Origin of the sequence: Klebsiella sp. HMSC25G12 (assembly GCF_001807705.1) — a bacterium.
In the GTDB taxonomy this organism is placed as follows: domain Bacteria; phylum Pseudomonadota; class Gammaproteobacteria; order Enterobacterales; family Enterobacteriaceae; genus Klebsiella; species Klebsiella variicola.
This window is the reverse complement of record NZ_KV789897.1, coordinates 158,433-168,465: the sequence shown is the minus strand read 5'-3', so window position 1 is coordinate 168,465 and position 10,033 is coordinate 158,433. Positions and strand designations below refer to the sequence as shown.

At 55.9% G+C, this 10,033-nt stretch carries 9 protein-coding genes; 5 read left to right on the top strand and 4 right to left on the bottom strand.

Annotated features, from left to right (window positions below):
• Window positions 1-75 precede the first annotated feature (75 nt).
• Window positions 76-1,002 carry a LysR family transcriptional regulator gene (locus HMPREF3096_RS16500; RefSeq protein WP_008803880.1) on the bottom strand — a complete coding sequence of 309 codons (927 nt, stop codon included), beginning with the start codon at window positions 1,000-1,002 and terminating at the stop codon, window positions 76-78.
• A gap of 88 nt (window positions 1,003-1,090) precedes the next feature.
• On the opposite strand from HMPREF3096_RS16500, the gene HMPREF3096_RS16495 reads away from it, so the two are divergent.
• Window positions 1,091-2,089, top strand: a complete 999-nt coding sequence (locus HMPREF3096_RS16495; RefSeq protein ID WP_032730871.1) for a bile acid:sodium symporter family protein — start codon at window positions 1,091-1,093, stop codon at window positions 2,087-2,089.
• On the opposite strand, the gene HMPREF3096_RS16490 is transcribed toward HMPREF3096_RS16495, so the two are convergent.
• The 3 genes from HMPREF3096_RS16490 to zipA all read right to left on the bottom strand — a co-directional run bounded on the left by HMPREF3096_RS16490 (window position 2,086) and on the right by zipA (window position 5,446).
• Window positions 2,086-2,304 carry a DUF3820 family protein gene (locus HMPREF3096_RS16490; RefSeq protein WP_002913440.1) on the bottom strand — a complete coding sequence of 73 codons (219 nt, stop codon included), beginning with the start codon at window positions 2,302-2,304 and terminating at the stop codon, window positions 2,086-2,088. The genes HMPREF3096_RS16495 and HMPREF3096_RS16490 overlap by 4 nt on opposite strands.
• A 1-nt stretch (window position 2,305) precedes the next feature.
• Window positions 2,306-4,321, bottom strand: a complete 2,016-nt coding sequence (gene ligA / locus HMPREF3096_RS16485) for an NAD-dependent DNA ligase LigA (protein ID WP_012540946.1) — start codon at window positions 4,319-4,321, stop codon at window positions 2,306-2,308.
• Between the two features lie 69 nt (window positions 4,322-4,390).
• Window positions 4,391-5,446: a cell division protein ZipA gene (gene zipA / locus HMPREF3096_RS16480; RefSeq protein ID WP_032730872.1), complete on the bottom strand. Its 1,056-nt coding sequence runs from the start codon at window positions 5,444-5,446 to the stop codon at window positions 4,391-4,393.
• A 230-nt stretch (window positions 5,447-5,676) separates the two neighbouring features.
• On the opposite strand from zipA, the gene cysZ reads away from it, so the two are divergent.
• The 4 genes from cysZ (at window position 5,677) to ptsI (ending at window position 9,996) form a co-directional block, all read left to right on the top strand.
• Window positions 5,677-6,438, top strand: coding sequence for a sulfate transporter CysZ (cysZ, locus tag HMPREF3096_RS16475; protein ID WP_012540943.1), 762 nt, complete (start codon window positions 5,677-5,679; stop codon window positions 6,436-6,438).
• 176 nt (window positions 6,439-6,614) lie between these two features.
• Complete coding sequence (gene cysK / locus HMPREF3096_RS16470) at window positions 6,615-7,586, top strand: cysteine synthase A (protein ID WP_012540942.1); 972 nt, start codon at window positions 6,615-6,617, stop codon at window positions 7,584-7,586.
• Between the two features lie 380 nt (window positions 7,587-7,966).
• Window positions 7,967-8,224, top strand: a complete 258-nt coding sequence (ptsH, locus tag HMPREF3096_RS16465) for a phosphocarrier protein Hpr (protein WP_002913505.1) — start codon at window positions 7,967-7,969, stop codon at window positions 8,222-8,224.
• 44 nt (window positions 8,225-8,268) lie between these two features.
• Complete coding sequence (ptsI, locus tag HMPREF3096_RS16460; protein WP_008803874.1) at window positions 8,269-9,996, top strand: phosphoenolpyruvate-protein phosphotransferase PtsI; 1,728 nt, start codon at window positions 8,269-8,271, stop codon at window positions 9,994-9,996.
• Window positions 9,997-10,033 lie beyond the last annotated feature (37 nt).

Below are 10,033 nucleotides of genomic sequence, written 5' to 3'. Positions count from 1 at the left end.
AGGCGCCCTAAAGGCGCCTTTTTGCTATGCGCAGTTTGCGGTCTTGCCGCGAGTTCCCCCGCAGCACTCCCCCTGTCAGCGCTGATACAGCGGATCTTCCACCCTCGCAGCGGTTAAATTTGCCCCTTCTTCACGCACAATTTCCCATAACGCCTGAGCGGCGGTCGACAGCGAGCGATTTTTCCGGCATGCCAGCATCAACTGCCGCTCCATCACCGGGGTCAGCCGCTTCACCGTCAGATGGCTCCCCTGCGGTAACGGCAGCGCCAGCGCCGGCAGAACGCTGATGCCAATTCCCGATTCTACCATCGGAAACAGCGTTGCCGGGTGACCAATCTCCTGCACAATGTTCGCCCGGATAGCCAGCCGGCTAAGGGCCGCATCAATCAGCGGACGGCTGCCGGAGGCATAGTCCTGCAGGATCAGTCTCTCATCCTGCAGCGCTTGCCACGGCACCTCCGTCAGGCCGGCAAAAGGATGATCCTCCCGGCAGAGCAGCAAAAAAGGTTCCGCCAGGACCACTTCACACTGCAGATCTGCCGCCGGGCCGGGGTCGATCACAATGCCGAAATCCACTTCCCCATGGCGAATACTCTCCAGCACCCACTGCTGGGGCCGATCGTGCAACACAAAATCGATATCTGGATAACGACGGTTGCTGTGAGCAATACACTGCGGAATCAGGTGGGCGGAAATCGTCTGACTGGCGGCGACCTTGACGGTACCGCTCATCTGCTGGCCGACGCGCCCGGCGTCGCGCAGGGTAATCGTCAACTCATCGAGCAAACGCTCCAGCCGCCCCGCCAGCTGCTGACCCGCTTCGGTGAGCACGACTTCGCGAGTGGTACGGTCGAGTAGCCGGACGCCGGTCTGATGCTCCAGCTCTTTGACGCTATGGCTGACGGCCGACTGACTTAAGCCAATCATCTCCCCTGCCCGGCTGAAGCTTCTGGCCCGGGCGACGGTGACGAATACTTTTAACTGACGCAGAGAGTAATTCATCTTTTTTATTCATGAATAGATGCAATAAATCAATTTTATTTCTCAAATGAAAAAAAGCACAATAGCGCATCTCTTTTCAGGAGCGTTTATGAAACTTTTCCGCATTCTCGATCCGTTTACGGCAACCCTGGTCACCGTTGTCCTGCTGGCCTCATTCTTCCCCGCCCGTGGCGCTTTCGTTCCCTTCTTTGAACATCTGACCACCGCCGCCATTGCCCTGCTGTTTTTTATGCACGGCGCTAAACTCTCCCGGGAAGCGATTATCGCCGGCGGCAGCCACTGGCGTTTGCATCTGTGGGTGATGTGCAGCACCTTTATTCTCTTCCCGGTACTCGGGGTTCTGTTTGCCTGGTGGGCGCCGGTGAATGTCGATCCGATGCTCTACAGCGGCTTTATCTATCTGTGCATTCTGCCGGCCACCGTGCAATCCGCTATCGCCTTTACTTCGCTGGCCGGAGGCAACGTCGCGGCGGCGGTGTGCTCAGCCTCGGCCTCCAGCCTGCTGGGGATCTTTGTTTCACCGCTGCTGGTGGGCGTCCTGATGAACCTTCATGGCGCAGGCGGCAGCCTGGAGCAGGTCGGTAAAATCATGCTGCAGCTGCTGCTGCCTTTCGTACTCGGTCACTTATCACGGCCGTGGATCGGCAACTGGGTGGCGAAGCATAAGAAGTGGATTGGTAAGACCGACCAGACCTCGATTCTGCTGGTGGTTTACTCCGCCTTTAGCGAGGCAGTGGTGAATGGCATCTGGCATAAAGTCGGTCTGGGATCGCTGCTGTTTATCGTGGTGGTCAGCCTGGTGCTGCTGGCCATTGTCATCGCTGTGAACGTGTTCGTCGCCCGCCGCTGCGGCTTTAACAAAGCCGATGAGATTACCATCGTCTTCTGCGGTTCGAAAAAGAGTCTGGCCAACGGCATCCCGATGGCCAATATTCTCTTCCCGACCTCCATCCTCGGCATCATGGTGCTGCCGCTGATGATCTTCCACCAAATCCAGCTGATGGTCTGCGCGGTGCTGGCGCGGCGCTACAACCAGCAAACCGATGCGCGTCTCGCTGAGGAAAAGGCCAACGCCGCCAAAGCTTAACGCGCTTTCTTCAGGGGCTGAACCAGATCGCTCAGCCCCTCGGTTTTAATCAGCAGGGTCAACGCCATCAGCTCGCCGAGATGGCCGGCAGGAAACTGATCCTTACGCGCAAACCACAGTAAATACTCTTCCGGGACATCGATTAAACGACGTCCCTTGTATTTACCGAACGGCATCTCAGTATTGGCTATTTCGACCAGCTGCGCTTTATCCACGTTATTCTCCCAGCAGACGCATCATTTCGGCTTCGTCAATCACCTCAATGCCCAGCTCCTGCGCTTTCGCCAGCTTAGAACCCGCCGCTTCGCCGGCAATCACCAGGTCAGTTTTCTTCGACACACTGCCTGCCACCTTCGCCCCCAGCGCGACGAGACGCGCTTTGGCGTCATCCCGCGATAGCTGACTCAGGCTGCCGGTCAGGACCACGGTTTTACCCGCAAACGGGCTATCAATCTCTTCCGCCTTCACCACGACTGGCGCCGGCCAGTGAACGCCTTCGGCCAGCAGCTGCGCGATGACATCGCGGTTACTCTCTTCGGCAAAGAAGTTGAAGGTATGGGTGGCAACCACGATGCCAACATCAGGGACCTTTTGCAGCTCCTCAATGGAAGCCTGCTCCAGGGCTTCAAGAGTGCCGAAATGCGCCGCCAGGGCCGCCGCTGTCGCTTCGCCTACCTCGCGAATACCCAGAGCGTAGAGGAAGCGTGCGAAGGTCGTCTCTTTGGCTTTTTCCAAAGCATTGACCACATTTTGCGCGGACTTCGGCCCCATCCGATCCAGCCCGGTGAGTTTCCCGGCGCTCAGGCGGAACAGATCCGCCGGCGTATGGACATACTCTTTCTCCACCAGTTGGTCGATGATCTTGTCACCCATGCCGTCAACGTCGAGCGCGCGACGGGAGACGAAGTGCTTAAGCGACTCTTTACGCTGCGCGCCGCAGATAAGGCCGCCCGTACAGCGGGCTACCGCCTCGCCCTCCACTCGCTCAACGTCGGACTGACATACCGGGCAGTGGGTCGGAAAGACAACATCCCGGGCATCCGCCGGACGCTCGGAAAGCACCACATTGACCACCTGCGGGATCACATCGCCTGCCCGACGAATCACTACCTTGTCGCCGATTTTCAGACCTAAGCGTTCGATTTCATCGGCGTTATGTAGGGTGGCATTGCTCACCAGCACGCCGGCGACATGGACCGGCTCAAGGCGCGCCACTGGCGTGATCGCCCCGGTGCGCCCTACCTGGAACTCCACATCCCGGACGAAAGTCATCTGCTCCTGTGCCGGGAACTTAAAGGCCACGGCCCAGCGCGGCGCGCGGGCCACAAAACCCAACTGCTCCTGCAGCGCTAGCGAATCGACTTTGATCACCACGCCATCAATGTCAAAGCCCAGATGAGGACGATCTTCCTCGACTTTACGATAGTAAGTGAGCACTTCCTCGGGAGTATGACACAGGGTGACGCGATCACTCACCGGCAGTCCCCATGCTTTGAACTGCTGCAAACGGGCCGAGTGGCTGGCCGGCAGCTCACCGCCCTCCAGCACGCCAACGCCGTAGCAGAAGAAAGTAAGCGGTCGCTTCGCCGTGATGCGCGGATCGAGCTGGCGCAGCGAACCCGCCGCCGCATTACGCGGGTTAGCAAACACTTTTCCGCCGGTGCGGCGCGCTTCTTCATTGATTTTTTCAAACCCGGCCTGCGGAAGGAAAACCTCACCACGCACCTCAAGACGTGCCGGGATATTCTCGCCATGCAGCTTGAGGGGGATAGTGCGAATGGTTCGCACATTGGAGGTAATATCCTCGCCGGTGGTACCGTCGCCGCGGGTCGCGGCCTGCATCAGTACGCCGTTTTCGTAGAGAATACTCACCGCGAGGCCGTCGAGCTTAAGCTCGCAGCAGTAGGTGAGATCGTCAGTGCTTTTCAGGCGATCCTGTACCCGCTTGTTGAAGGCGAGAAAGCTCTCTTCATCAAACACGTTGTCCAGCGACAGCATCGGCACTTCATGGCGGATCTGGCTGAAGGCAGTTAGTGGCGCCGCCCCCACCCGCTGAGTCGGCGAGTCCGGGGTAATCAGCTCCGGATGTTGACTCTCCAGCTCGCGCAGCTCGCGCATCAGGCGGTCATATTCCGCATCGGGCACTTCCGGCGCGTCCATAACGTGGTACAGATATTCATGATGGCGAAGCGTGGTTCGCAGTTCAGTCAGTTGTTGTTCGATCGGTTCCATATCACACCATCAATGATAAAAAACCCCCGACAGGCGGGGGTTGAGAAGGAGTTGAGATAACGCGGGACGTCAGGCGTTCGCGTCTTTCACTTCGCGAATACGATCCTGGTATTCACGCAGTTTTTGCGGCGTCATCATGCGACGCTGATCGTCAAGCACCACGCCGCCCACTTCATCGGCGATATACTGCGCAGACTGCAGCATCAGCTTGAAGTTCTGCAGTTCATCACCGTAGGAAGGGACCTGCATAAAAATAGTCACCCCAGGGGTCATCATATCCGCCATGCTGTCCGGATTGAAGGTCCCCGGCTTCACCATGTTGGCCAGACTGAACAGTACCGGGCCGCTGCCATCCGGACTCAGATGGCGGTGGAAAATATTCATTTCACCAAACTTGAAGCCGGCCTGCTGGATGCTGTTGATCAGCACCTCGCCGTTAAGCTGTGCGCCGTGATGGGCGGCGACGTTCATCACAATGACCGTCTCTTTACGCTCTTTCGGCTGCGGCGCGGCAGGCTGCTGCGGCTCTACCGGCTGCGGCTCGGCGACGGCGGGCTGCGGCGCGGCAACAGGCTGTGGCACAGGCTGCTGTGGGGCGGCTGGCTGCGGCTGGGCAACGGTCGGCGTCACCGCCTGCGGTGCGACGGGCTGCTGCACAACGGGCTGCGGCTGATGTTGGGGTTGCACGGGCGGCTGCGCGGGCTGCGGCTGTTGCCAGCCAGGGTGCGCAGCCGCATGCTGCTGTCCCTGCGGTTGAACCGGGGCCTGGCGCGGCGATTGCTGCGGCTGGCGAACCGGTTCATCAGGACGCACAGGCTGCTGCATCTGGCGCTCGTAAGGCGGCTGGTACTGGTGCTGCGGCGCCTGACGAGGGGCTTCATGCTCCCCATGCGCGCCGTGCGGGGCGTGAGTGACCGGATGAACGCGGACTTCACCTACGCCTTCAACATTATCATCAAAGTCTTCGTTTTCCGACTCATCGTCGCGCGACTTCATACGTTTCAGTGGGCGATCGCGAAACATCGAAGAACGTTCTTTACGGCTGGTCCAAAAACCATGTACCAGTAAAGCGATTATGGCGATCGCGCCAACAATGATTAATATCAGACGCAAATCCTGCATCATTATATTCTCTGTTGTTCTAACACCTTGCCACCACGGCAAACATTTACTCACTAAGAGTATTTGCCGATTACCTCAAGTGCAAGTGCGTCGGTCGCTTTCACCACATAAAGATGAACTAAATCGTGCTTTTTGCTGTTTTTTCGAACATTTCCTAACTGGTTATTGTCTGGCGACCCGATAAAATAAGCGAGCATTCACACTGGATGTTAAAAAAGGAGCATTGCCTGGCTATGGTTTCATCATCCGCACCGACCCCGCGTAGCGGCGTTTATTATTTTTCGCAGGGCTGGAAACTCATCGGGCTGCCTGGCATACGGCGTTATGTCTTTTTGCCTTTGCTGGTTAACGTGCTGCTTATGGGCGGAGCCTTCTGGTGGCTATTTACCCGTCTCGACAGCTGGATCCCCTCGCTGATGAGCCATGTGCCGGACTGGCTGCAGTGGCTGAATTACCTGCTGTGGCCGGTGGTGGTGCTCTCGATTCTGCTGGTGTTTGGTTACTTCTTTTCGACTATCGCCAACTGGATAGCTGCGCCGTTCAGCGGCCTGCTGGCGGAACAACTTGAAGCGCGTCTGACTGGCGCCACCCCGCCGGATGTCGGCGTCTTTGGCATCATGAAGGATATTCCGCGCATCATGAAACGTGAGTGGCAGAAGCTGGCCTGGTACCTGCCCCGTGCCATCGTGCTGTTGCTGCTCTACTTTATACCCGGCGTTGGCCAGACGGTGGCCCCGGTACTCTGGTTCCTGTTCAGCGCATGGATGCTGGCAATTCAATACTGCGATTACCCCTTTGATAATCACAAGGTTCCCTTCAAAACCATGCGCGAAGCGCTGCGCAGCCGCAAAGTGATGAATATGCAGTTTGGGGCGCTCACCAGTCTGTTTACCATGATCCCGGTGTTAAACCTGGTGATCCTGCCAGTGGCCATCTGCGGCGCCACCGCAATGTGGGTCGATTGTTATCGCGATAAACACGCGGTCTGGAAATAGCCCAAACATGTTCACCCCGGGAGCGGCTGAGGCCGCTCCTTATATCTCGCTTATTCCTTCTTGCTTATCATTATTTCCCTTCCGCATATAGATATGCTAAATCCTTACTTCCGCATATTCTTTAAGCGGGTATGCTGATGCCGTACCCCCAAATTTCATACAGTTAAGGACGGGCCATGAGTAAGATTTTTGAAGACAACTCCCTGACTATCGGTCACACGCCGCTGGTACGACTGAACCGCATTGGTAACGGCCGTATCCTGGCAAAGGTAGAATCTCGTAACCCGAGCTTTAGCGTAAAATGCCGTATCGGCGCCAATATGATCTGGGATGCTGAAAAGCGCGGCGTTTTGAAACCTGGCGTGGAACTGGTCGAACCGACCAGCGGCAACACCGGTATCGCCCTCGCCTACGTGGCGGCGGCCCGCGGCTACAAGCTAACGCTAACCATGCCGGAAACCATGAGCATTGAGCGCCGCAAACTGCTGAAAGCGCTGGGCGCCAACCTGGTACTGACCGAAGGCGCAAAAGGCATGAAAGGCGCTATTCAGAAAGCGGAAGAGATCGTCGCCAGCAACCCGGAAAAATTCCTGCTGCTGCAGCAGTTCAGCAACCCGGCTAACCCGGAAATCCACGAAAAGACCACCGGCCCGGAAATCTGGGAAGACACCGATGGTCAGGTGGACGTCTTTATCTCTGGCGTAGGCACCGGCGGTACGCTGACCGGCGTCAGCCGCTACATTAAAAACACCAAGGGCAAAAAAGATCTGATCACCGTCGCGGTCGAACCGACCGATTCGCCGGTCATCTCCCAGGCGCTGGCGGGTGAAGAGCTCAAGCCGGGCCCGCACAAAATTCAGGGCATCGGCGCCGGCTTCATTCCTGGCAACCTGGATCTGAAGCTGGTGGACAAAGTGATCGGCATTACCAACGAGGAAGCTATCTCCACGGCGCGCCGTCTGATGGAAGAAGAAGGCATCCTGGCGGGTATCTCTTCCGGGGCCGCTGTTGCCGCCGCGCTGAAGCTGCAGGAAGATGAGGCCTTTACCAATAAGAATATTGTGGTTATCCTGCCTTCCTCAGGTGAGCGTTATTTAAGCACCGCGCTGTTCGCCGATCTCTTCACTGAGAAAGAATTGCAACAGTAGTGCCAGCTTGTAAATAATGTGTAAAAAAGCACCTTTTCAGGTGCTTTTTTGTGGCATACGTCAAAGTTTTACCCCTCCTGGCATTGATTCACCTCGTAGGGTCTGGTATTTAACCAGCACATTTATTTTGATGCGCGAAATTATTCAGAAGAGGATTTCCGCCAGCTGAATCGATTTTATGATTTGGTTCAAGTCTTCCTTTCGCGGCATAATGTTTAATGACGTGCTAGACGTCAATGGCCCGCAGGTCTTCGCAGCGCCAGGCGCTGCCGACGCCGAGGCCGGAAACGTAACGCCGGCGCTAACAATACAGGCTAAAGTCGAGTCGTTAGACTAGACTTTAGGTCCACAACACTAAACCTATAAGTTGGGGAAATATAATGTTCCAGCAAGAAGTTACCATTACCGCTCCGAACGGTCTGCACACCCGCCCTGCTGCTCAGTTTGTTAAAGAAGCTAAAGGCTTCACTTCTGAGATCACTGTAACCTCCAACGGCAAAAGCGCCAGCGCCAAAAGCCTGTTCAAACTGCAGACTCTGGGCCTGACCCAGGGCACCGTAGTGACCCTCTCCGCTGAAGGCGAAGATGAGCAGAAAGCTGTTGAGCATCTGGTTAAACTGATGGCTGAACTCGAGTAAGTTCACGGGTTCTTTTTCATATCAGTCACAAGTAAGGTAGGGTTATGATTTCAGGCATTTTAGCATCCCCGGGTATCGCCTTCGGCAAAGCACTGCTGCTGAAGGAAGATGAAATTGTCATCGACCGGAAGAAAATTTCTGCCGATAAGGTTGATCAGGAAGTCGAACGTTTCCTGAGCGGCCGCGCCAAGGCCTCCGCCCAGCTGGAGGTCATCAAAACCAAAGCTGGTGAAACTTTCGGTGAAGAAAAAGAAGCCATCTTCGAAGGGCATATCATGCTGCTGGAAGATGAGGAGCTTGAGCAGGAAATCATAGCCCTGATTAAAGATAAGCACATGACTGCCGACGCGGCAGCCAATGAAGTTATCGAAGGTCAGGCCACTGCCCTGGAAGAGCTGGACGATGAATACCTGAAAGAACGTGCGGCTGACGTACGCGACATCGGTAAGCGCCTGCTGCGCAACATCCTTGGTCTGTCAATTATCGATCTGAGCGCGATTCAGGATGAAGTCATCCTCGTCGCCGCCGATCTGACCCCGTCTGAAACCGCACAGCTGAACCTGAAAAAAGTGCTGGGCTTCATCACCGACGCGGGCGGCCGTACCTCTCACACCTCCATCATGGCGCGTTCCCTGGAACTGCCGGCCATCGTAGGCACCGGCAGCATCACGGCGCAGGTGAAAAACGGCGATTATCTGATTCTCGACGCGGTGAACAACCAGGTTCTGGTCAACCCGTCTAACGAGCAAATTGAAGCGCTGCGTAATCTGCAGGCTCAGGTTGCGGAAGAAAAAGCCGAACTGGCGAAACTGAAAGATCTGCCGGCGATTACCCTCGACGGCCATCAGGTTGAAGTCTGCGCCAACATTGGTACCGTTCGCGATGTCGAAGGTGCTGAGCGCAACGGCGCCGAAGGCGTTGGCCTGTATCGTACCGAATTCCTGTTCATGGACCGTGACGCGCTGCCAACTGAAGAAGAGCAGTTTGCGGCCTATAAAGCGGTGGCTGAAGCCTGTGGCTCTCAGGCCGTTATCGTGCGTACCATGGACATTGGCGGCGACAAAGAGCTGCCGTACATGAACTTCCCGAAAGAAGAGAACCCGTTCCTCGGCTGGCGTGCCGTGCGTATCGCGATGGATCGTAAAGAAATCCTGCGAGATCAGGTGCGCGCCATCCTGCGTGCCTCCGCTTTCGGTAAACTGCGCATTATGTTCCCGATGATCATCTCTGTTGAAGAAGTGCGTGCGCTGAAGAAAGAGATCGAAATCTACAAACAGGAACTGCGTGACGAAGGTAAAGCATTTGACGAATCCATTGAGATCGGCGTGATGGTGGAAACACCGGCTGCGGCGACCATTGCTCGTCATCTGGCCAAAGAAGTTGATTTCTTTAGTATCGGCACCAATGATTTAACGCAATATACTCTGGCAGTTGACCGTGGTAATGATATGATTTCACATCTTTACCAGCCGATGTCACCGTCTGTACTGAATCTGATTAAGCAAGTTATTGATGCTTCTCACGCTGAAGGTAAATGGACTGGCATGTGCGGTGAGCTTGCGGGCGATGAACGTGCTACACTTCTGTTGCTGGGTATGGGGCTGGACGAATTCTCTATGAGCGCCATTTCCATCCCGCGCATCAAGAAGATTATTCGTAATACGAACTTCGAAGATGCGAAAGTATTAGCAGAGCAGGCTCTTGCTCAACCGACAACGGACGAGTTAATGACGCTGGTTAACAAGTTCATTGAAGAAAAAACAATCTGCTAATCCAAGAGATGCGCGGCCCAAATTACTGCTTAGGAGA